General features: G+C 65.4%; 18 protein-coding genes. 14 read left to right on the top strand and 4 right to left on the bottom strand.

The annotated features are described in order from the left end of the window. Positions 1-99 precede the first annotated feature (99 nt). Positions 100-1,440: a sigma-54 interaction domain-containing protein gene (locus AB3G31_RS10315; RefSeq protein ID WP_367850079.1), complete on the bottom strand. Its 1,341-nt coding sequence runs from the start codon at positions 1,438-1,440 to the stop codon at positions 100-102. A gap of 11 nt (positions 1,441-1,451) precedes the next feature. After that, the gene (locus AB3G31_RS10310; RefSeq protein WP_367850078.1) at positions 1,452-2,708 is read right to left on the bottom strand and encodes an acetate kinase; all 1,257 of its coding nucleotides are present in this window, start codon (positions 2,706-2,708) and stop codon (positions 1,452-1,454) included. A 589-nt stretch (positions 2,709-3,297) separates the two neighbouring features. On the opposite strand from AB3G31_RS10310, the gene AB3G31_RS10305 reads away from it, so the two are divergent. From AB3G31_RS10305 to AB3G31_RS10280, 6 genes are all read left to right on the top strand, one after another. Then, positions 3,298-4,554: a hypothetical protein gene (locus AB3G31_RS10305; RefSeq protein ID WP_367850077.1), complete on the top strand. Its 1,257-nt coding sequence runs from the start codon at positions 3,298-3,300 to the stop codon at positions 4,552-4,554. Between the two features lie 102 nt (positions 4,555-4,656). Then, on the top strand, positions 4,657-5,025 hold the full coding sequence (locus AB3G31_RS10300) for a hypothetical protein (protein ID WP_367850076.1): 369 nt from the start codon (positions 4,657-4,659) through the stop codon (positions 5,023-5,025). Positions 5,026-5,059: 34 nt separating this feature from the next. Beyond that, positions 5,060-5,716 carry a C39 family peptidase gene (locus AB3G31_RS10295; RefSeq protein ID WP_367850324.1) on the top strand — a complete coding sequence of 219 codons (657 nt, stop codon included), beginning with the start codon at positions 5,060-5,062 and terminating at the stop codon, positions 5,714-5,716. Then, the gene (locus tag AB3G31_RS10290; protein ID WP_367850075.1) at positions 5,716-6,261 is read left to right on the top strand and encodes a hypothetical protein; all 546 of its coding nucleotides are present in this window, start codon (positions 5,716-5,718) and stop codon (positions 6,259-6,261) included. Before AB3G31_RS10295 ends, AB3G31_RS10290 begins: the two co-directional genes overlap by 1 nt. Positions 6,262-6,342: 81 nt before the next feature. After that, on the top strand, positions 6,343-6,555 hold the full coding sequence (locus tag AB3G31_RS10285) for a hypothetical protein (RefSeq protein WP_367850074.1): 213 nt from the start codon (positions 6,343-6,345) through the stop codon (positions 6,553-6,555). A 35-nt stretch (positions 6,556-6,590) separates the two neighbouring features. Continuing rightward, on the top strand, positions 6,591-6,746 hold the full coding sequence (locus tag AB3G31_RS10280) for an excalibur calcium-binding domain-containing protein (protein ID WP_367850323.1): 156 nt from the start codon (positions 6,591-6,593) through the stop codon (positions 6,744-6,746). Between the two features lie 28 nt (positions 6,747-6,774). On the opposite strand, the gene AB3G31_RS10275 is transcribed toward AB3G31_RS10280, so the two are convergent. Further along, positions 6,775-8,001 (bottom strand): winged helix-turn-helix domain-containing protein, encoded by a 1,227-nt coding sequence (locus AB3G31_RS10275; protein ID WP_367850073.1) that lies wholly within the window; start codon positions 7,999-8,001, stop codon positions 6,775-6,777. A 199-nt stretch (positions 8,002-8,200) separates the two neighbouring features. On the opposite strand from AB3G31_RS10275, the gene AB3G31_RS10270 reads away from it, so the two are divergent. The 6 genes from AB3G31_RS10270 (at position 8,201) to argA (ending at position 17,045) form a co-directional block, all read left to right on the top strand. Further along, complete coding sequence (locus AB3G31_RS10270; protein ID WP_367850072.1) at positions 8,201-9,676, top strand: ATP-binding protein; 1,476 nt, start codon at positions 8,201-8,203, stop codon at positions 9,674-9,676. Next, positions 9,669-10,265, top strand: a complete 597-nt coding sequence (locus AB3G31_RS10265; protein ID WP_367850071.1) for a hypothetical protein — start codon at positions 9,669-9,671, stop codon at positions 10,263-10,265. The genes AB3G31_RS10270 and AB3G31_RS10265 overlap by 8 nt, the downstream gene beginning before the upstream one ends. Then, on the top strand, positions 10,262-11,686 hold the full coding sequence (locus AB3G31_RS10260) for a sigma 54-interacting transcriptional regulator (protein ID WP_367850070.1): 1,425 nt from the start codon (positions 10,262-10,264) through the stop codon (positions 11,684-11,686). Before AB3G31_RS10265 ends, AB3G31_RS10260 begins: the two co-directional genes overlap by 4 nt. 186 nt (positions 11,687-11,872) lie before the next feature. Beyond that, positions 11,873-13,414, top strand: a complete 1,542-nt coding sequence (locus AB3G31_RS10255) for a glucan biosynthesis protein G (RefSeq protein WP_367850069.1) — start codon at positions 11,873-11,875, stop codon at positions 13,412-13,414. Next, positions 13,411-15,546, top strand: coding sequence for a glucans biosynthesis glucosyltransferase MdoH (gene mdoH, locus AB3G31_RS10250; protein WP_367850068.1), 2,136 nt, complete (start codon positions 13,411-13,413; stop codon positions 15,544-15,546). Before AB3G31_RS10255 ends, mdoH begins: the two co-directional genes overlap by 4 nt. 149 nt (positions 15,547-15,695) lie before the next feature. After that, positions 15,696-17,045, top strand: a complete 1,350-nt coding sequence (gene argA, locus AB3G31_RS10245; protein WP_367850322.1) for an amino-acid N-acetyltransferase — start codon at positions 15,696-15,698, stop codon at positions 17,043-17,045. Positions 17,046-17,055: 10 nt separating this feature from the next. Here the strand turns inward: argA and AB3G31_RS10240 are convergent, their stop codons facing one another. Next, a complete protein-coding gene (locus tag AB3G31_RS10240; RefSeq protein WP_367850067.1) occupies positions 17,056-18,765 on the bottom strand; it encodes an HD-GYP domain-containing protein in 1,710 nt (569 codons plus the stop codon). 146 nt (positions 18,766-18,911) lie between these two features. Between AB3G31_RS10240 and AB3G31_RS10235 the strand changes: the two genes are divergently transcribed. Further along, positions 18,912-20,876 carry a diguanylate cyclase gene (locus AB3G31_RS10235; protein WP_367850066.1) on the top strand — a complete coding sequence of 655 codons (1,965 nt, stop codon included), beginning with the start codon at positions 18,912-18,914 and terminating at the stop codon, positions 20,874-20,876. After that, a complete protein-coding gene (locus AB3G31_RS10230; RefSeq protein ID WP_367850065.1) occupies positions 20,873-21,772 on the top strand; it encodes an aldose 1-epimerase in 900 nt (299 codons plus the stop codon). The genes AB3G31_RS10235 and AB3G31_RS10230 overlap by 4 nt, the downstream gene beginning before the upstream one ends. Positions 21,773-21,815 lie beyond the last annotated feature (43 nt).

The following is a 21,815-nucleotide window of genomic DNA, read 5'->3' as shown; positions in this document are numbered from 1 at the left end:
TTGTGCGATGGCCCGGATCAAGCCACGTCGGCCAGCGTCCGGTTCCACCCAAAGTCGCTGTGGCGGGCCTTTGCAGCATCTGTGGCCCGTTGTGCCTGGCTACTGCCCGTATTGCGCAATGCTGTGTTTGTCCATCAAGCGGTACAGGGTCATGCGTGAAATGCCCAACTCACGGGCCGCCGTCGTGATGTTGCTCCCCGCACGGGCGAGGGTCAGGCTGATGACGTCACGTTCGGCCACCGTTCGGGCGGCATCCAGGCCGATACTTTCGGGCTTTTCCGGCGCCGCCAAACCCAGGTCGGCAGACCCAATCAAGTGCTGCTCGGCCATCACCACTGCGCGCCTCACCCGGTTGTGCAGTTCCCGCACATTGCCGGGCCAATGGTGTGCCTGCATGGCCGCGATGGCCTGCCTGCGAAACCCGTCCACACGGGTACTGCATTCCGCCCGACAGCAGTGCAAGAAATGCTCGGCCAGTTCCGGCACGTCTTCCATGCGGCTGCGCAGCGGCGGAACCTCAATGGGCAACACGTTCAAGCGGTAGTACAGGTCCTCCCGGAACCGTCCCGTGGCCACCGCTTCGGCAAGGTCGATGTGGGATGCCGCCACCACCCGTACGTCTACCGTCAGGCTGCGCACAGAACCCACGCGGTTGATCGTCTTTTCCTGCAAAAATCGCAGCAGATTGGTCTGTAGCTCCAGTGGCAAATCACCGATTTCATCCAGAAAAATGGTGCCGCCGTTGGCAGCCTCGATCAGTCCGCTGTGCTGTGCCGAAGCACCGGTAAACGCTCCGCGCTCGTAACCGAACAGTTCCGACTGGATGAGTGACGGCGCAATGGCGCCGCAATTGACCGCAACGAACGGCCCGGAAGCACGCCGCGAACACCGGTGTATGGCTTGCGCCGCCAACTCTTTGCCACAACCACTCTCTCCGCCAATCAGCACCGGCGCCACCGTTGCGGCAACCTTTCGGATCTGCTGGCGCAAATGGGTGATGGCCGCCCCATGCCCCACCATGCCCAGGGCCCCGGCAGAGTGCATGGGGGCGTAGTGCCGATGCCGAAGGATGGCGCGCTGCAGCGCGTGTTCCAGAAAACAGGGCAAGACAGACCAGTCCAGCGGCAAGGTCTGGTACATCAGGAAGAAACCCAGAATCACATCGCGAAAACCGGAAGACTCCAACGCCTGGGTGGTGCATCCCGCCACCCACTCTGTCCCTTTGGAGGCCTTGACACAGGCTTCCAGGGCCGCTTCGGTCACTGTCTGCGCGGCGCCCATGACCAGCAGGCCCACCTGAAATTGCTTTTGGGCCAGGATCCGGCTGGCGGCCGCCAGGTCGACGACTTGCGTGGGCGACCAGCCCCTGTTTTCCAGCTGGGTGCAGATGGCTTGCCCATCGCCCCCTAAATTCACGCACAAAATGTCCCGGACTAACATGGTGGGTACCGCTAGAACGCTATGGGAATCCGGACAGTCAGGGTCAGATTCGGCGTGTCGGGCGTCAGCCCCGCCGCCACGGCCACATTGATGGTGGTCTTGGGGCTGATGCGGTAAGAGTAGCCCAGCAGCAAGGACGATAGTTGCGTGCGCACCGAGCCCGCCACCGGCTGGCCATTTTGCCGGGTGCGACCCAGCGAATTCATATCGACGCCGACGCTGAATGTGGAGTGCTCGTTGATAGCCAGTCCGACACCAAAATTGATACCCAACACGTCCCCCGGCTTGATGGAACCCAGGAATTCGCGTTCCCCGCCCAGCACCGTACGGGAAACATCGCTGCGGCCAAAATTATGGGTGTACGTGAAACTCCCAAAGAACACGGCAGGGTCGGATGGCATCAACCAGGTCAGGCCGGTTTGCAGTGAATAAAAGCCCGATCCTGTGGGCAACTCCATGGGAAGTCCGGTGCCGGTGGTGTTGCCCACGCAGCGCGTAACGCAATCGGTGACCACCTCAAAGGGGTCTTTACCGGTGCGGGACTTGAAGCGCAGCGAGCCGATGAGGAACGGAAAGTCATTCTTGGGCTGGTTCAACTGGTAACGGGCCGCCACCTCAATGTCGCCCACCGCCTTGCCGCTGTTGTTAAAGACACGGTCTGATGCAGAGCCCGTGAAGATCTCCCGGCTGACGGTGGAGTCGGAACGGTACACATAGGGAATTTTCAACTCCCCCTCCAGCCGGTTGGTGATGCCCCAGCGTGCCGCCAACGCTGCCGTGGTCACATGGCTCTTGACCTCCCGCACATCAATCAGCCCGATCAGCAAGGCCGGAATGATGGTGTAGCCCACCAGGGCCACGCGATTGCTGGATGAGTAACCGTACTGCATGGACGGTTCCAGGACGTAGTGGCCCCGCGGGGTCAAGATGCCGGGCTGGTCGAACAGCTGGACCATCTTGGGAACCTGGGGGTCTTCGCTGGGGGCCACGCCAACGCGCACCGCCTGGGTCGAGCCTTCGGCAGCGCCGACGGGGGCATTGTTGGCGGGCTGCGGGGCATCGTTCGCAACACCCGGCTGACCATTCACCTGCTGCCGCAAGGCCTCTATCTGCCGCCCTTGCTCGGCCACCAGTTGCTGCAACGCCTCGATGCGCTGGTCTACGCTGGGGGCTGGCGGTACGTCTTGGGCATGGGCGCTGGTGCAGGCCCACACCACCGACGAACAGGCCACGAGCAATAACGTCCGATCCTCGCAAAAGGTCTTCATGGAACAACTCCTTGTTTTCAAGGCGGCAGGGCCTTACTTTTTCTTGCGTGTATTTTGCAACAATCTAGATAAATTTTGTACTCAAAAAATTACCCAATTGAAACTGTGCGTGCAAATGGTTTTGCAATCGAATGTCACACAATTGATGCAATGGTTTAGGTGCTTGACGGTGTATGGACCTCAGCCGCACACGCGTGGGTGCTGGGAAACTGGCTACATTGCCCGCTAGTGCGGCCCCGAAAAGTCTACGGAGCACTGTCACGCACCCATGACAAGTGGCCACTGTAGAGCCCGCAGCGAATCCCCAGAAAACACCCCCAAAGTCCTTGCTCCCAGCCGCGAACGCGGCAGCAGCGGAGCCGAATGTCGTCACGGATTCGTTACAACCAATAATGGAATTCGATAGGCAGATCGGTGCAGATAGGCCCCGCGCATAGGTAGATTCACCTAGAAAATAGGCTACTTCCCCCCATGGATCGCATACAAATAAAAGCAAAAAAAGATGGCACATGATTTGCTGTTGCAGCACCGGAGCTGTGGCACCACAGCTCACATCTGGCATTTTCTAATTTCAATATTTGGAGGCTTTATGAAAAAAACACTTTTGACTTCTGCTCTTGTCACAGCATTTGGTCTGAGCGGTTTGGCACTGGCCGACACGGTGGATGTCAATTCACGGCAACGGGCCGATGACGGCGGCAGTAACACCAATACTGCCACCAGCACCATCACCGATTCGAGCAGTAGGACGAACACCGATACCAAGACCATTTCGAAGACGAATACAAAAACCATATCCAAGACAGATTCCAGCACCCACTCTTACGCCAATAGCAGCACCAACTACCGGGATACCGGGTCGGCCGAAGCCAGTGGCTCGCGCTCTGCAGCCCTCAACAATGGCTCAACGGGCACATTCACAAATGCCTTCAACGTAGCAACCGCCACGGCCACCAGCAAGCTGGAAGGCTCCGTTTCGGGCGTTCGCATCTACGGCATTGGCAATAACGCCTACAACACCGGCAACGCCAATGGCGGTAAGGGCTATGGCGGCGATGGCGGCAATGCCAAGGGCGGCTATGCATCCGGCAAAGGCAACGGCGGGTCGGGCGGCAAAGGCGAAGGCGCAGACGGTGGCAATGGCGGCAGGGCCTACACAGCGGGAGCCAGCACCAAGACGATCAACGGTAGCGCCGATGGCGGCAAAGCTGGTAGCGGCTGGGGTGGCAGTGCCAGCGGTGGCGATAGATCCGGTAGGGCCATTGCCAACGGCGACGACGGCGGCAACAGCGGCCGGGCCATTGCCAATGCCAATGGCACGGGCACCGGAACCGCGTCCAATGGCGACGGCAACAATGGGACCGCAACCGGCACCGGCACGGGAACCGGCTCGGGCGGCACCAGCACGACAGGCGCTGGGGGCGCAGGCGGTGCTGGCGGCACTGCATCGGCCAATGCCGGTGGCGGCACCCGTACCGCGGGCGCCGGCACGGGCGGTGCGGGCGGTGCAGCCACCAACGGCAGCGCCACCGGCGGCGCCGCTACGGGTGGCACCGCCACAGCGGGTGCTGGTGGTGCGGGCGGCAGCGGTACCGGTGGTGCTGGCGGCGCTGGCAACGGCGGCACCAACACCGCACAAGGCGGCACAGCCGGTGCAGGTGGTAGCGGCACAGGTGGCGCTGCTGGCACCAACACCGTCGATGCGGGTACGTTCAACATGTCCAACACCATGACCAGCGTCGGCCAGTCGGCTGCGGGCATCATGGTGGCCAGCCAGAACAGCGGTATCGCATCGCTGGTCCAGCAAAGCGTGAACGTGCAAGCCAATTTGTCTGTGGGCCATTGAGTCGTAGCCCGTAACCCCCTGCAGTCCGCATCTTCGGAAGCGGGCTGCAGGGGGGATACCGGCACCCTAGCCACGCCATCGAGAGACCGAGGGGACAACTTCATGCAAGCCAAAAAAATACTATCTTGGTCAGGCGGCCTATCCCTGGCCTGCGTACTGGTGGCATCGGCCACAGCGCAGACCGTGGTAGACGCGGGCGGCAGTGCGGGCACCAAAAGGATGGAGGGCTTCAGCAAACCAGTCAGCCTGGTAGCGTTGGGCCACTACCGTGGCGGTTCCCAGATCGTCCGCAACGACATGGCATTGACCGGCACCACCTCTGACAACACCGCGCAACAGGTCAGTACCGGCAACAACGCCATCAGCTCTGGCGCTTTCACCAATATGAACGGCATACCGGTGGTGATCCAGAACTCTGGGGCGAATGTGCTGATCCAGAATGCAGTCATCCTGCATCTGCAGATGAACTGATGGCAAGACCATGCGCCGCCTGCTGTTCTCTTTCATGCTGGTCGGCGGTGTCGGCGCAGCAACCGCGCAGGTAGCGCATTTGCCATCCATGGGCGCGGGGGACTTCCGCGTACCGGTCACCAGCATCCGCGAAGCCCGCTGGACCCGCACACTGCTGCAGAAATACGATTTCAGTTGCGGCTCGGCCGCCGTGGCCACTTTGCTGACGCACCATTACAACTACCCGGTCAGCGAGCAACAGGTCTTTGAAGAGATGTACACGCACGGCGACCAGGGCAAGATCCAGCGCGAAGGCTTTTCGATGCTCGACATGAAGCGTGTGCTGGCAGCGCATGGCTTCGAGGCCGATGGGTTCGAGCAGCCACTGGACAAACTCAACGAGGCCCGCATACCGGCCATCGTGCTGATCAACGAAAGCGGCTACCACCATTTTGTGGTGGTCAAAGGCGTCCAACCCGACCGGGTACTGGTCGGCGACCCCGCGCGTGGCACGCGTGCCGTGGCACGCGCGGCTTTTGAGGAGAGTTGGCAAAATCGCCTGCTGTTTGTGGTGCACAACCGCATGGACGCCGCCCGCTTCAATCTGCAGGCCGACTGGAGCGTAGCGCAGCGTGCCCCCGTAGGGGATGGCCTGAACCGCGATGGCCTTGCCGGCATCGCCCTGCCCCGACTCGGGCCCGGAGACTTCTGATGCGAACCCGCCCCTTTATCTTCACCAAATGGGGAAGAAACCTGTGCATCGCCGCCGTTCTGGTGATCCTGAGCTACTTCTCCGACAGGTCTGAGGCAGCCGAGCCGCTGCAGAAACCCGCCGACGGCAGCCTCTGGCACACTGTCAGCGACCACACCCTGGACCAGCTGCGCGGTGGTTTCGACCTGGGGGGCGGACTGCTGGTCAGCTTTGGCATTAGCCGCGCGGTCTATATCAATGGTGCATTGATGACAGAAACCACCTTGAACCTTGGCGAACTGTCCAAGCTGACACCCGCGCAGGCTGTGCAATTGAATGGCCAGCTGAGTGGCCTGAACCTGGTGCAGAACGGCCCGGGCAACAGTGTTCCCGCCAATCTCGCAAACATCGGGGCGGGCACCATCATCCAGAACACGTTGAACAACCAGCAGATCAACGTCCAGACCATGATCAATGCCAGTTCCAACGGCCTGGGCATGGTGCGCAACATGAACGCGCAGGGCACCATCCACGATGCACTGACCCGCGCGGCCATGCCGCACTGAGCCTGGATGGCGGCTGCAAACCCATGGTTCTCGCCCCATTCGCACGCAAGACCAGCATCTCCCTACCCGGCGCTGAAGTCCATGTGGAACACCATTCTTGCAGCCATTGCAGCGGTACTCGCCGCCACAGGCGTGTTCGCTTTGGCGCCGACCTGGCTGGGCAGAAGTCTGACCATCTGGGAAGACCTGCTCTACAGTGGTTTAGCGTTGGTCGTTGCCGGCTGCATACTGCATTACCGAAAAAGCCAGGCGCGCAAGCGGCTGGCAGACATGCGCGATTCGGCACTTTGGTAGATGGCAGAGGGTGAAAGTGTTTGCTGGCCAGCGGAATGCCTCCGGGCATTCGCTCCACCGACGCAGCCCAATGGTGGTCGAGACCGCCATGCACGCCGGAGGCCAAGTACTTCTTGGCAAACTACCCGGGTGTCAGGATGGACGGGAACCACGACGGCGTTCCGTGTGAAATGCAGTGGTGCACCCGGTAACAGAGTAAACAGTCTTTCGGCGATGGCGCTAAGGGCCGATTAGCGCCCCACGCAACCTGTCTTGCAACGCCTCCGGCACCACCCGCCCCACCCGCACCTCCGGCGTGCCATGCCAATCCGCGCAGCGCTGGATCGCTTCCGCCACCGCCGTTACTGCCGCATCGCCCAACTTCACCCCTTCCTCCACAAACAACGCCTTCACCTCAAACACCCCCAGCGCCCGGTGCGCTTTCGCATCCAGTCGGCCGACCAGCGCCCCGCGGTGCAAGATGGGGAGCACGAAGTAGCCGTAGGTGCGTTTTTCTTCGGGCGTGTAGCACTCGATGCGGTAGTCAAAGCCCCACAGGGTGGAGGCGCGTTCGCGGTCCCACACCACCGGGTCGAAGGGTGACAGCAGCGTCGTGTGGGTGGCGCGCAACTGGCCTGCGGCGGCGCTTTCCAGCAGCGCGGCGTGCTGGTGGTGCACGTAGCCGGGGGCCGTCCAGCCCTCCACGGCCACGCGCTGCACCACACCTTGCGCCACCAGGGCGTCCAGGTCGGCATCTTTGAGGCGCGGCTTTTGGCGGAAATAGTCGTGCACCCAGCGGGCCTGGGTGATGCCCAGGGCGAGGATGGCTTTTTCCACAAAGCCGGTGTGTACCTCGGCAGCGGCAGGCAGCGGCGCATCGCTGAGTCGGGGATGTACGCGGTGCGCCAGGTCGTAGACGCGCTGGAAGCTGTCGCGCCGGGACACCATCAGCTCGCCGCTGGCAAACAGGGCCTCCAGCCAGCGCTTTTCGTCCTTGCGGTCCCACCAGCCGCCGCTGGTTTTGCCGTCGGTGCGGGCGAATTCAGAAGACTTGACCGGTCCGTTCGTGCCGATGTGGGCCAGCAGCGCGTCGAGCTCGGTGCGCTGGCGGACCTGGGTGGCCTGGCCGTTGATGAGGCCCCAGTGGCGGCGCGTGTGCTGGTTGTAGCTGCGGTGCAGCAGCAGGTCTTCCACCGGGGCAAAGCAGGCCTCGTGCGCCCAGGTTTCAAACAACTGGCCGCTGGCCAGGGCCGCGTCCAGCCAGGCCTGCGGGTAGGCCCCCAGCCGCGAAAACAGCACCAGATACGGGCTGCGCGCCACCACGCTGATGGTGTCGATCTGCAGCAACTGCATGCGCTGGATGCACTCGCGCAAGCCCTGCGCAGTGGCTTTGCGGCGTGGCGGGTTCAGCAACCCCTGGGCGGCCAGGTGCAGGTTACGGGCTTGGGGGAGCGTCAGGGTCGGCATGGTGGTTGCTATGGAATAAATAGCTGCTCACGCTCACAGAATAAGCGTGAAGTGCCAAAAAGGCTTGTATATCTAAAAAGGGCTTGTTCGCGCATTGCGCTCCAGCATAGCCCCACAGCGGGCACCCCAATGCTGCACTGCAGCACAGTCTTTTATACTGGTTGCGGCACAACGCCGCCTGTCCAGGAGCCCTCCCGAGTTGACCCTACGCGCCTCCTTCCGCCAACTGCTGCTGCTCGCCTTCGTGCTGATGGCGCTGCTGCTGGGCGCGGTGTCGCTCAGCGGCTTGCAGGCACTGCAAGGGCTGCTGGCCCAGAGCCGCGAGGCCGGGCAGCAGAGCGTGCAGCTGAATCTGTCCACCCGCGGCCTGGCCGAGCGCAGTACCGACATGGAGCGTGCGGCGCGCCAGTACCTGGTGCTGGGCGACGACACTGTGCGCCAGCGCTTCGACGATGCCGCCAACCAGGCCCAGGCGCTGCTGCTGCCGCTGGGCCAGTATCCGCCCACCGCCGCGCTGGCCCAACAGTGGCTGGCCTCGGTGGTGCGGGTGCGCAGCCAGTTGGCCGACGGGCGGCTGCCCCGGGCGGCCCGGGGTGAGGCGGTGGCGGCCGAGTTCCGCACGCTGGACGGCATCTCGCGCGGGCTGACGTTGCAGGTGCAGCAAAGCTTGGCCGAGCACAACCAGCAAGTCCAAGACGCACTGGAAACGCAGCGCAACCGCCAGGTGCAGCAGGTGCTGGTGGCCATCGTGGCAGCGGCGATGGCGGCGCTGGCCTTTGGGCTGTGGCTGACCCAGCCCTTGCGCCGCCTGGGCCGGGCCATCGTCGCACTGGGCGAAGGGCGTTTGAACGAGCCGGTGGACATCCGTGGCCCGTCCGACCTGGCCAGCCTGGGCCGCCAGCTCGACTGGTTGCGCCTGCGCCTGACCGAGCTGGACGAAGACAAGGCCCGCTTTCTACGCCACACCTCGCACGAGCTGAAAACCCCGCTGGCCGCCCTGCGCGAAGGCGTGGCCCTGCTGGGTGAGGGCGTGGGCGGCACGCTGGGCACCGAACAGGCCGAGATTGTGGGCATCCTGCAGCACAACACCGGCGTGCTGCAGCAGCAGATCGAAGACCTGCTGCGCTACAACGCCGCGGCCTTCGATGCCCGGCAGTTGCAGCGCCGCCCTACCGTGCTGCACAGCCTGGTCGAAGAGGTGGTGCAGGCCCAGCGCCTGAGCTGGCAGGCCCGGGGCCTGACCGTGGTGGTGGAAGGCGATGCCACGCTGAGCCACCCGGTGGACCCGGAGCGGCTGGGCATGGCGCTGGGCAATCTGCTGTCCAACGCCATCCGATTCAGCCCGGTGGGCGGGCGCATCCGCTGGTGGGTGGGCCTGCTGGGCAGCACCGAAGACCGGTACATCGCCCTGCAAATCAACGACGACGGCCCCGGCATTGCCGCCGCCGACCGCGACCACATCTTCGACCCGTTTTACCGTGGCGGCACCCAACCGCCGCCCCTGCGGACCCCCACCGGCACCCCCACCCGTACCGACCCACCGCGCGGCAGCGGCATCGGCCTGGCCATCGTGCGCGAGCAGGTTGCCGCCCACGGCGGCCGGGTGCAACTGATGGCCGACGCGGGCGGCGCCTGTTTCCGCCTACTTTTACCCCTGGATGCCCCCTATGCTTGACCTATTGCGGTGGCCCGGCGCTGCCAGCCTGTTGGTACTGGCCGCCTGCGCCAGCCCGTTGCCCCAGGCGGTGCCGGAAGCCCCACGCCCTGCCGCGCCCGTCCACACCCCGCCAGCACCACCGCCGCCGCTGGTGGCGCCGCCGCCGGTCTTGCCCGCGCCCGACCCGGTGGCCCAGGCCGGGCACGAGCTGCTGCGCTGGCAAGACCAGCTGCGCCAGGCGGCCCCCGACGCACTGCCCGCCATCGCCGCCCGTATCGCCGCCGAACCCGCCACGCCCGCCAGCGCGGTGCATCTGGCCCTGGTCTGGCTGCATACCCGCAACCCCGGCGATGCCGCCAAGGCCCTGGCCCAGCTGGAGGCCGTACCCACCGCCTCCGACCCCGCCGCCCAGCCCTGGGCCGACTGGGTGCGGCTGCTGGCCGCCCGCGCCACCGAGCAAAAACGCCTGGACGAGCAAATCAACCGCCAAGCCCAGCAACTGCGCGACAGCCAGCGCCGCATCGACCAGCTCACCGAACAGCTCGAAGCCCTGAAGGCCATCGAGCGCTCGCTGGCCCCGCGCAACGGCGCGGGCAAAGCACCATGAGCCCGGCCCGCGTGCAGACCGCGCACAACGTCCAGATCCTGGTGGTCGACGACGACCCCGACATGCTGCGCCTGCTGTCTCTGCGCCTGGCCGCGGCCGGCCACCAGGTCACCGCCGTGGCCAGCGCCGAGGAAGCCCTGGCGCGGCTGGAAGTGCTGCGCCCGCAGCTGGTGCTGAGCGACGTGCGCCTGCCCGGCATGGACGGCCTGGCCCTGTTCGACGCGGTGCAGGCCCGCCTGCCCGGCCTGCCGGTGATTTTGCTCACCGCCCACGGCAGCATCCCCGACGCGGTGGATGCCACGCTGCGCGGGGTCTTCAGCTACCTGACCAAGCCGTTTGACGGGCAAGAGCTGCTGGCGGCAGTCAGCCGGGCGCTGGCGGTGTCGGCCACGGCGCGGCCGCTGCACGGCTCGGCGGGCGAGGCCTGGCGCGAAGACATCGTCAGCCGCTCGGCCGTAATGGACGAGGTGCTGGCCGAGGCCCGGCTGGTCGCGCCCAGCGATGCCTCGGTGCTGATCCGGGGTGAAAGCGGCAGCGGCAAGGAGTTGCTGGCCCGCGCCATCCACCGTGCCAGTCCGCGCGCCCACGGCCCGTTTGTGGCGGTGAACTGCAGCGCCATCCCCGAGGCCCTGCTGGAGTCCGAGCTGTTTGGCCACGTCAAGGGTGCATTTACCGGCGCGGTGGCGCACCACCGGGGCCTGTTCCAGAGCGCCCACGGCGGCAGCCTGTTTCTGGACGAGATTGGCGACATGCCGCCCGCCCTGCAGGTGAAGCTGCTGCGCGTGCTGCAAGAGCGCCAGGTGCGGCCCGTGGGCGCGCAGCAGTCGGTGGATGTGGACGTGCGCATCGTCTCGGCCACCCACCGCGACCTGGAGGCCGCCCTGGCCAGCGGCGACTTCCGCGAAGACCTGTACTACCGCCTCAACGTGGTCACCCTGACCCTGCCGCCGCTGTCCGAGCGCCGCGAAGACATCGCCCTGCTGGCCCAGCATTTTTTGCAGCGCCTGGCCAGCAAGTACCACAAGCCGCTCAAAGGCTTTGCGCCCGATGCCCTGGGCCAGCTGTCCACCGCCGCCTGGCCGGGCAATGTGCGGCAGTTGCACAACGTGGTGGAGCAGGTGTGTGCCCTGTGCACCACCCCGCTGGTACCGCTGGCCCTGGTGCAGCGGGCGCTGCGCGTGCCCACGGTGGAGGTGCTGGGCTTTACCGAGGCCCGCAACCGCTTCGAGCGCGACTACCTGGTGGGCCTGCTCAAGCTCACCGACGGCCAGGTCGCCGACGCTGCCCGGCTGGCCGAGCGCAACCGCACCGAGTTCTACCGGCTGCTGCAAAAGCACGGGCTGACGCCGGGCCTGTTCCGGGGCGATGCCGGTCCCGAGTCGCAAAACAGCGACCAGCCGGAACCACCTGTCGCCCACTAGCGACAACGGGTTTTCCCCTAGAAATCAAGCACTTGCGGCCTGCACCCGGGGCCGGCTGCCGGGGCCTGTCGCCAATCAGCGACGCATTAAGGGCCTCTACATCCTGCTACACATGCGAAAACTCGGTTAAGTGCTTGATCTGAAAGTGTTTTTGACACTGGCCTAGGGTTTGCACTAGGTTTGGACATGCAATGTCTGAACCGCTCCCTGGCCGCACTCGTGCTGGCCATCCCTTTGGTGGCCCTTTCCACCACGCCAGCCACCGATTTCGAGTCTGTGGGCGAGCGCGCCCGCGCCCTGGCCGCCCAGCCCTACCGCCCCGTGCCCAGCCGCACGCCGGATGTGCTGGCCAAGCTCACCTACGACCAGATGCGCGACATCCGCTTCAAGCCCGAGCAGGCCGCCTGGCGGGCCGAGCAACTGCCGTTCGAGCTGATGTTTTTCCACTTGGGCAAGTACCAGACCGAGCCGGTGCGCCTGCATGAAATCACCCCGGAGGGCGAGCGCCCGTTTACCTTCAACCCCAAAGACTTCAGCTACGGTGCCAACACCCTGCAGCCCGCCACCTGGGGCGACATTGGCCACGCGGGTTTTCGCGTGCACTACGCGCTGAACAACCCGGCCTACAAGGACGAGCTGGTGGTGTTCCAGGGGGCCAGCTACTTCCGCGCGCTCAGCGCCGGGCTGCACTACGGCCTATCGGCCCGTGGGCTGGCGGTAGACACGGCAGGCGGCGGGCCGGAAGAGTTCCCCCGCTTTACCGACTTCTGGATTGAGCGCCCGCAAGCCGGTGCCACCGCCATGACCGTACTGGCCCTGCTGGACTCGCCCCGCGTCTCCGGTGTCTACCGCTTTGAAATCGAGCCCGGCACCACGACGCGCATGACCGTCAAGGCCCGGCTGTACCTGCGCGACACACCGAAGAATCCCATCCGCACCTTGGGGCTAGCCCCGCTGACCAGCATGTTCAGCTTTGGCGAAAACCAGCCCAGCCGCACCGACTTCCGCCCCGAAGTGCACGACTCCGACGGCCTGATGCTGGCCAGCGGCGAAGGCGAATGGCTGTGGCGGCCCCTGCAAAACCCGCGCAGCCCGCTGGTCACGTCCTTCACCACCCGCGCGCCCAAGGGCTTTGGCCTGATGCAGCGCGACCGCAACTTCAGCAGCTATGAAGACACCGAGGCCAGCTACGAGCGCCGCCCCTCGGCCTGGGTCACCCCGCTGGGCGACTGGGGCGCGGGCCGGGTCGAGCTGGTGCAACTGCCCACACCGGATGAAACCCACGACAACATCGTCGCCTACTGGGTGCCCGCCGCCCTGCCCGCCCCCGGCCAGCCGCTGGACATCGCCTGGCGTGTGGACTGGCAGGGCGATGCCCAGCAGCGCCCACAGAACAAAGAGGAATTGGCCTGGGTGGCGCAAACCCGCGTCGGCCACAGCTTTGCCACGCTGGCGAAAAACGAGCAGCAATACATCGTGGACTTCACCGGCCCGGCCCTGCCCAGCACCGGTGAGCTCAAAGCCGTGGCCAGCGCCAACAGCAATGGCCGTATCACCGAATCCAACGTGTATCGCGTCGAGTCCACCGGGGCCTGGCGCATGGCCCTGCGCGTGCAAACGCTGAACCCGGCGCAACCGGTGGAGTTGCGCGCCTTTCTTACCGTACCAAACAGCACTGGCCCCCAAACGGTCAGTGAGACATGGTCCTACATCCAGGTTGCCCCATGAACCACACCAACACCCCCTCCGGTATGCCCCCCATCCAACGCGGCTCCATGCGGGCGCAACCCTGGCTCGGCCTGGCCGGTCGCCTGCGCGGCCAGCAGGCCCCGGCCGACGCGCCCTGGCGCGCCAGTGCGGCCCAGCACCAGGTACTGCCCCCGGCCTGGGAGGCCGCAGCCCAGCAGCGCCGCCATTGGCTGCTGTTCTGGATCGCCAGCGCCACCGTGTTTGCCACCGCCCTGCTGTGGCGCGCCCAGCCCGGGGCCGGGGACGATGTGTTGCTGGCCGCGCAACTGGGCCTGTTTGCGCTGCTGTTTGCCTGGGTGTCTGCGGGTACCGTCACCGCGGTGATGGGCTTTTGGGTCACGCTGCGTGGCGACCCGCATGCACTGTCGGCGCACAGCGCGGCCCACACCGTGCTGCCTGTTGACGCCCGCACCGCGGTCATCATGCCGATCTGCAACGAAGACGTGGCCACGGTGTTTGCCGGGCTGCGCGCCACCTGCGAGTCGCTCAGCACGTCCGGTGCCGAGCGTTTGTTTGATGTGTTTGTGCTGTCCGACAGCAACGACCCCGCCCTGCGTGCCGCCGAGCTCACCGCCTGGCAGGCCCTGCGCGAGCAACTCGCGGCCGAGGGCAGCAAGCTGCGCGTGCACTACCGCTGGCGCCAGCACCGCACCCGCCGCAAGGCCGGCAACGTGGCCGACTTTTGCCGCCGCTGGGGCCGCAGCTACCGCTACATGGTGGTGATGGACGCCGACAGCGTGATGAGCGGCGACACCCTGGTCACCCTGGCCCGGCTGATGGAAGCCCACCCCCGTGCCGGTATCTTGCAAACCGCCCCCCGCGCCTGCGGCCACGCCACCCTGCATGCCCGCGCCCAACAGTTTGGCAGCCGCGTCACCGGGCGCTTGTTCACCGCCGGTATGCAGTTCTGGCAGCTGGGCGAAGCCCACTACTGGGGCCACAACGCCATCATCCGCGTGGCCCCGTTCATGCAGCACTGCGCCCTGGCCACCTTGCCCGGCAAGGGCGCGCTGGCAGGCGAAATCCTGTCGCACGACTTTGTGGAGGCCGCGCTGATGCGCCGTGCGGGCTATGAAGTCTGGCTGGTCAACGACCTGGAAGGCAGCTACGAGCAACAACCGCCCCACCTGCTGGCCGAGCTGCAACGCGACCGCCGCTGGTGCCAGGGCAATCTGCAAAACGCCCGCCTGCTGACCGAACCCGGCCTGCGCCCGGTGCACCGCGCCATGCTGGCCACCGGAGCTATGTCCTACGTGTCGGCCCCGCTGTGGCTGCTGTACGTGGTGCTGGGTGCCGCCCTGTGGCTGCACGACAGCGAGATCCCGCTCTGGTCCAGCCGCAGCGTGGCTACGCTGTGGGTATCGACCGCACTGATGCTGGCCCTGCCCCGCGTGCTGGGTCTGCTGGCCGTGCTGCTGCGTGGCGAGCAGGCGGCCTTTGGCGGCAGCCTGAAGCTGCTGGGCAGCACGGTGCTGGAGGCGCTGATGTCCATGCTGCAGGCCCCCCTGCGCATGGCCGCGCACAGCCTGTTTGTGTTGGGCGGCCTGACCGGCTGGCGGCTGGAATGGACCTCGCCCCCGCGCGAAGCCAGCGACCTGCCCTGGGCCGATGCCGCCCAGCGCTTTGGCCCGCTGGGTCTGGCCGTGGCCTGCCTGCTGGGCGCGGTGGCCTGGTTCGCCCCCGACTCGCTGCTGTGGCTGCTGCCCATGGGCCTGCCGCTGCTGCTGGCCGTGCCCTTCACCGTGCTCAGCAGCCGCGTCGGCCTGGGCCAGCGCCTGCAAGATGCCGGTTGGCTATTGGTGCCCGAAGAAAGCCTTTCGCCCACGGTGCTGAAGCAGGCCTGGCACTACGCACATTCGGCCCATGTGCCCCGCGCCGCCGCCCCCCCGTGGCTGGCCGACCTGCCCCGCCTGGCCACCCTGGCCCTGCAGGCCCTGGGCCCCCGCCACACCGGCCAAGGCCTGCGCGGCGAGCAGCGCCGCCAACGCGTGCTGCAGCTCAGCCGCACCGACGGTGCCACCCCCAGCGCGGCCGAACACATGCGCTTTCTGAGTGAACCCCACAGCCTGCGCCTGCTGCACGCGGCGCTGGCGGGGGAGCGGGTGCGCTAATTTGCTTCTACTTTAATAGCTGCTTACGCTTATGAAATAAGGGCTGGAGACCTAAAAGACATGTATCCCCGTGCCGTGCGTCAGGGTGCCAAGTGGCTGCTACACTTTTCCCACACACTCACACCGCCCTGCCCGGCTGCGCGCCCATGATGACTTCCGTTTTCAACTTCACTTTTGTGCCCTGGTTCCGCTCGGTCGCACCGTACATCCACAAGTTCCGCAACCAGACCTTTGTGGTGGCGCTGGCGGGCGAGGCGATTGCGGCGGGCAAGCTGCCGCACCTGGCGCAAGACCTGGCGATGATCCAGAGCATGGGCGTGAAGATTGTGCTGGTGCACGGTTTCCGGCCCCAGGTGAATGAGCAACTCAAGGCCAAGGGCCACCCGCCCAAGTACGCCCATGGCATCCGCATCACCGACGAGGTGGCACTGGACTGCGCCCAGGAGGCGGCAGGCCAGCTGCGCTACGAAATTGAGGCGGCGTTCAGCCAGGGCCTGCCGAATACGCCGATGGCCGGGGCCACCATCCGGGTGATTTCGGGCAACTTCATCACCGCCCGGCCCGTGGGCATAGTGGACGGCATCGACTTCCAGCATTCCGGCCTGGTGCGCAAGGTGGATACCGGCGGCATCACCCGCGTGCTGGACATGGGGGCCATGCTGCTGCTGTCGCCGTTTGGCTTTTCGCCTACCGGCGAGGCCTTCAATTTGACGATGGAGGAAGTGGCAACCTCGGTGGCCAGCGCGCTGCAGGCCGACAAGCTGATCTTCCTGACCGAAGTGCCCGGCATCCGCGTGCACCCCGGCGAGCCCGAGAGCGAGGACAACCCCATCGACACCGAGCTGCCGCTGGCCGTGGCCGAAAAGCTGCTGGCCGCGCTGCCCGCCGCCAATGTGCCCACCGACACCGCGTTTTACCTGCAACACTGCGTGAAGGCCTGCAAGTCGGGCGTGGAACGCAGCCACATCATCCCGTTTGCGGTGGACGGCGCCATCCTGCTGGAGGTGTATGTGCACGACGGCATCGGCACCATGGTGGTGGACGAAAAGTTAGAGAGCCTGCGCGAGGCGCTGGTGGACGATGTGGGCGGCATCCTGCAGCTGATCGAGCCTTTCGAGAAAGACGGCACCCTGGTCAAACGCAGCCGCACCGAGATCGAGCGTGATGCCGACCTGTACACCGTGGTGGAGCACGACGGCGTGATCTTCGCCTGCGCCGCGCTCTACCCCTACCCCGAGGCCCACACCGGCGAGATGGCGGCCCTGACCGTGTCGCCGCAGGTGCAGGGCCAGGGCGATGGCGAAAAGGTGCTCAAACGCATCGAGCAGCGCGCCCGCGCCGCCGGGCTGCAGAGCATTTTTGTACTGACCACCCGCACCATGCACTGGTTCATCAAGCGCGGTTTCGTGCAGGTCGACCCCGAGTGGCTGCCCGAAGCCCGCAAGCGCAAGTACAACTGGGACCGGAAAAGCCAGGTGCTGGTGAAAAAGCTGGGCTAGAAGCCTGGGCCTAGCGTCGGCGTAGCAGGTCGGGCACGGTATCCCCGGCCTCGGTTTCGGTTTCGGCAGGCGGCAGGTCGATCTGCTCGGGGCTCAGGAAGCGCTCGGCAAATTCGCGGTACACGCCCTGGCGCATGAAGACATCGAACAGATCGGCGTCCACATAGCCGCTTTTGGCAAAGCGCACCATCACCTCCAGCGCCTTGGACAGCTTCATGCGGGGCCGGTAGGGGCGGCCCGTACTGGTGAGCGCTTCAAACACGTCGGCCAGGGCCAGCATGCGGGACTGCATCGGCACCTGTTGCCGCAGCAAGTTTTGCGAAATACCCGTGCCTTCCAGGCGCTCACGGCCTGCCACCACATAGGCGGGCACGTTATTCATGTGCTTGGGCCAATGCACTTTGCCGAGCATGGCGTTGGTGGCCACCACGTGGTGGTGGACGATCTGGTGCTCCTGCGCGGTCAGGGTGCCGCGCACGATGGACAGGTTTTCCAGCTCGTCGCTACTCAGGAACGGCACCTGCACGCCGTCGGCATTGCGCCAGTGTCGGCGCATGCCGATGTCACGGACCTTGCTGAGTTGGGTGTCGGTCATGACCGACTGGGCCTGGTTCACCTCGCGCAGGAATGCGCGGTCGGCGTCGATGCGGACCAAGGCATCTTCAAAGCGCTGCTCGGCGGCGGCTTCGGCGACCGGGTCCACACGGGTGCGCAGGGCGAGTTGCTGGCGCAAGGTGGCAATTTCGGCATCGCGCTTGAGCACCTCAAACCGGGTATTGACCAGCTCGATGCGGTCAAACAGGGTTTGCAGCTTGGTGGCCTTGTCGGCCACGTGCACCGGCGTGGCGATCTTGCCGCAGTCGTGCAGCATGCCCGCGATCTTGAGCTCGTAGCGGTCGCGGTCCGTCAAGTGAACGCCAGCGTAGGGGCCCTCGGTGGTGGCATCGACCGCGGCGGCCAGCATCATGGTGAGGGCGGGCACGCGCTGGAAGCGGTCGCGGGCGTAGGGCGATTTCTCGTCGATGGCCGTGTTGATGAGCTGCACGAAAGACTCGAACAGGTTCTCCATCTGGGACACCAGCTGCCGGTTGCTCAGCGCAATGGCGGCCTGCGAGGCCAGCGACTCGACCAGGCGCTGGTCGGCCTCGGAGAAGGTCACCACCCGGCCCATGCCCGGCTCCAGCGCGTTGATGAGTTGCAGCACACCGATGACTTCGCCGTCGAAGTTTTTCATCGGCACCGTCAGGAAAGACTGCGAGCGGTAGCCGGTGCGGGCATCGAACGCCTTGGTGCCCGAAAAGTCGAAACCGGCCTCTCCATACGCATCGGCAATGTTGACGGTGCGGTCGTGGATGGCCGCAAACGTGGCCACCATGGTGTCGTTGAACCCCCCCTCGGCGTCGATCAATTGCAGCGGTGCAAAGTCGATCGGTTTGCCGGTGCTGCCGCCCAGAAACAGGTTCAGCGAGTTGGTTCGCATGATCTCGAAACGCAGCGCGCTGCCGTCGTCGGTCATGCGGTAGAGTGTGCCGCCATCGGCCTGGGTGATGTTCTTGGCGGCAATCAGAATGCCTTCCAGCAGGCTGCTGATATCACGCTCCTTGGACAGCGCTGCGCCAATGGTATTGAGCTGATCGAGTCGGCTGAGAAGGTCGCCGACGAGGTCCATCGCCATATTTGCATCGTCCCGGGTGGAGTGGTTGTAAGTACTTGTGCGCAAGGGAGATTACCATCAAATCCCCTCTGTCCAGTGCACACGAACTGCACACATTTTTGCCCACAATGGTGGTTTATAGGTAAACCGCCCTAGTTACAATTACCACACATATCCACCACACGCGCCGTCCTGGCGGTGTCACCCGCGCAGTGAAGTCTTTCTACCCTCCCCCTCTTTCCCCCGACCGCTCGGCCGCCCGGCATGCCCGGGAGTGGGGGGTCTTGTTGTTGGTGCTGGCGTTATTGGGCGGTGCTGTTGCGTACTGGCTGGGCCGGGCGCACACCGCCAACCGGCTGCGGGAACACGCCCAGTTGCAGATCCAGGCGCGGGTCATCGAAGAAAACCTGGTGCGCCAGTTGCAAGGGGCCAACAGCGCGCTCAATGGCGTGCGCTACGACCTGTTTTACGGTGATACCGATGGCGTCGACCAGCACCTGCAGCGCCGCCTCCAGGTGCTGGTCGATGCCATGCCCGGCGTGCGGGCCCTGATCGTGCTTAACCGGGACGGCCGGGTGGTGGAGAGCAACCGCAAGGATCTGTTGGGCAAAGACTTCCACGCGCGCACCTACTTTGCCCTGCCCCAGGCCCAGCTGGACTACGCCGCCCTGTATGTGTCACCGCCGTTTCTGTCGGTGCTGAATGTCTATGTGGTGGCCTTGAGCAAGGCCGTGTCCAGCGACGATGGGCTGTTTGCCGGAGTGATCTTTGCCACGCTGGACCCTGAATATTTCGACATCGTGGCGCGCTCGGTGATTTACGCGCCCGACATGGTGGTCAGCATCGTCCATGGCGACGGCAAGGAATTCCTGGTCGCCCCGCCCACCGGCTCCCCGCAGGACATGGACCTGAACGTGGCGGGTTCGCTGTTTCGCCAGCACGTGGACTCGGGCCGGGCCAGCAGCAACTTCATGGGCCGCTCCGCGAGCGACCCGCGCGAACGCATCGTGGCCATGCGCAACATTCAGCCCGCCGAGCTGCGGATGAACAAGCCACTGACCGTGGCCGTCAGCCGGGATCTGGCCGCCATCGACGCGTCCTGGCGCATCGACGCTCTGGCTTCGGCCGGTGTGTTTGGCGCACTCTGCGCCGGCACCTGCCTGGCCATGGGCTACGTGCACAACCGCCGCCGCGCACTCAAGCAGGCCCACGACAGCGCACAACAGGCATTGGAAGAAACCGTACGCCGCTTCGAGTTTGGCCTGAAAGGGGCCGACCTGGGGCTGTGGGACTGGGATATTCCGAACGACACCCTGACCATCAACGAGCGCCAATGGCACATGCTGGGCTACACCCCCGAGCCCACGCCGTTGAGGGCCGCCTTCTGGCAAAGCCTGATCCACCCGATGGATGCGCCCGCGGTACACGCAGCCTTCTTGATCCACGCCAAAGGCCTGGCACCGGGCTACCGGCTCGAGCACCGCATGCTGCACCAGGATGGCCGGTGGATCTGGGTGCTCAGCCACGCCATGGTGATCGAGCGCGACGCGGCGGGCCGGGCTACCCGCATCCTGGGCACGCACCTGGACATTTCCGAGCGCAAGCAGGCCGATGCCGAGCTGCAGCGCGCCAATACGCAGCTGGCCCAGCTCAGCATCACCGACGGCCTGACCGGCGTGGGTAACCGCCGCCTCTTTGACCAGTGCCTGCAGGCCGAATGGGCCCGCAGCGCCCGCCAAAAGCAGCCGCTGGCCCTGCTGATGATCGACATCGACCACTTCAAGCTCTACAACGACTGCTACGGCCACCCGGGCGGCGATGCCTGCCTGCGCGAGGTGGCGCAGATCTTGACTACCTGTTTGTGCCGCCCGGGTGAACTCCTGATGCGCTACGGTGGCGAGGAGTTTGTGGTGCTTTTGCTGGATACCGATGCCACGGGCGCCTGCGTTGTGGCCCAGCGGTGCCTGGACCGCATCCGTCTGGCAGGTCTGCCGCATGCGGCCTCGCCGGTATCCGACTGCATCAGCCTGAGCATGGGCGTTGCCGGTACCATCCCTGGGCCGAACAGCCAACCCGAAACCCTGGTGGCGCAGGCCGACAAGGCCCTGTACCAGGCCAAGCACCAAGGCCGTGACCGCTACGTGTGTACCCCCTCCACTTTGACCGATGCCCCATGACCCCCATCCTTGAACTGCGTGCCGGTGAACTCATCGCCACCCTGGCCCCCGCCGTCGGCGGCTCCATCGCCAACTTCTACAGCCAGCGCGGCGGCCAGCGGCAGCACTGGCTGCGCCCCAACGATGCCCCCAATCCAGCCCAGCCCTGGGCCATGGCGAGTTTTCCGCTGGTGCCCTATGCCAACCGCATCCGCGATGGCCGCAGCAGCTTTGGAGCCCGCCCTTTGCACCTGGCGGCCAACTACCCGGACTCGAAGCACGCCATCCACGGCACGGCCTGGCAGCAGCCCTGGCAGGTGCTGAGCCAAGGTGCCGACCACGCCACCCTGGCGCTGGACAGCCCGGCGGGTGACTGGCCGTACGCCTTCCATGCGGAACAGCAATTCACGCTGGATGCACAGGCCGGTTTGACGGTGGTGCTGTCGGTCACCAACACCGACACGGTGGACATGCCCGTGGGCCTGGGCCACCATCCCTACCTGCCGCACCGCGCCGGTACCCGCCTGACCACCGAGGTCAAAGCCATGTGGGGCGGCGACGCCGAAGTCATGCCCACCACGCTTCAAACCCCGGCATTTCTGGACACCCTGCGCAGCGGCATTACCCTGGACACGCTGGACCTGGACAACAACTTCACCGGCTGGAGCCGCCAGGCCCGCGTCGACTGGCCCGACACCGGCACCGCCCTGGTGATGACGGCGCAGGCACCGTTCGACTACTTCGTGCTGTACTGCCCCAAAGGTGCCGACATGTTCTGCATCGAACCCGTGAGCAACTGCACCGACTGGATGAACCTGGCCCAGCTGGGCCAGGGCGACGTGGGCGGCCAGCTCCTGGCCCCCGGTGCCACCCTGCACACCACCATGGGTTTGCAACCTATCTGGCCCCAGATTTAACCGGGGACTAACCCCTCATAGCTACTATTTTTATAGCTACTCA

This window comes from Rhodoferax sp. WC2427 (assembly GCF_040822085.1).
In the GTDB taxonomy this organism is placed as follows: Bacteria; Pseudomonadota; Gammaproteobacteria; order Burkholderiales; family Burkholderiaceae_C; genus Rhodoferax_B.
This window is presented reverse-complemented; position numbering and strand designations above follow the sequence as displayed.

What these genes read in the sequence shown, in the direction of transcription:
- AB3G31_RS10260 (WP_367850070.1), top strand. Translation starts at nt 10,262, where the DNA reads ATGAGCCCGGCCCGCGTGCAGACCGCGCACAACGTCCAGATCCTGGTG.
- AB3G31_RS10300 (WP_367850076.1), top strand. Translation starts at nt 4,657, where the DNA reads ATGCAAGCCAAAAAAATACTATCTTGGTCAGGCGGCCTATCCCTGGCC.
- AB3G31_RS10230 (WP_367850065.1), top strand. Translation starts at nt 20,873, where the DNA reads ATGACCCCCATCCTTGAACTGCGTGCCGGTGAACTCATCGCCACCCTG.
- AB3G31_RS10280 (WP_367850323.1), top strand. Translation starts at nt 6,591, where the DNA reads ATGCCTCCGGGCATTCGCTCCACCGACGCAGCCCAATGGTGGTCGAGA.
- AB3G31_RS10265 (WP_367850071.1), top strand. Translation starts at nt 9,669, where the DNA reads ATGCTTGACCTATTGCGGTGGCCCGGCGCTGCCAGCCTGTTGGTACTG.
- argA (WP_367850322.1), top strand. Translation starts at nt 15,696, where the DNA reads ATGACTTCCGTTTTCAACTTCACTTTTGTGCCCTGGTTCCGCTCGGTC.
- AB3G31_RS10315 (WP_367850079.1), bottom strand. Translation starts at nt 1,440, where the DNA reads ATGTTAGTCCGGGACATTTTGTGCGTGAATTTAGGGGGCGATGGGCAA.
- AB3G31_RS10295 (WP_367850324.1), top strand. Translation starts at nt 5,060, where the DNA reads ATGCTGGTCGGCGGTGTCGGCGCAGCAACCGCGCAGGTAGCGCATTTG.
- AB3G31_RS10290 (WP_367850075.1), top strand. Translation starts at nt 5,716, where the DNA reads ATGCGAACCCGCCCCTTTATCTTCACCAAATGGGGAAGAAACCTGTGC.
- AB3G31_RS10255 (WP_367850069.1), top strand. Translation starts at nt 11,873, where the DNA reads ATGCAATGTCTGAACCGCTCCCTGGCCGCACTCGTGCTGGCCATCCCT.
- mdoH (WP_367850068.1), top strand. Translation starts at nt 13,411, where the DNA reads ATGAACCACACCAACACCCCCTCCGGTATGCCCCCCATCCAACGCGGC.
- AB3G31_RS10285 (WP_367850074.1), top strand. Translation starts at nt 6,343, where the DNA reads ATGTGGAACACCATTCTTGCAGCCATTGCAGCGGTACTCGCCGCCACA.
- AB3G31_RS10275 (WP_367850073.1), bottom strand. Translation starts at nt 8,001, where the DNA reads ATGCCGACCCTGACGCTCCCCCAAGCCCGTAACCTGCACCTGGCCGCC.
- AB3G31_RS10305 (WP_367850077.1), top strand. Translation starts at nt 3,298, where the DNA reads ATGAAAAAAACACTTTTGACTTCTGCTCTTGTCACAGCATTTGGTCTG.
- AB3G31_RS10310 (WP_367850078.1), bottom strand. Translation starts at nt 2,708, where the DNA reads ATGAAGACCTTTTGCGAGGATCGGACGTTATTGCTCGTGGCCTGTTCG.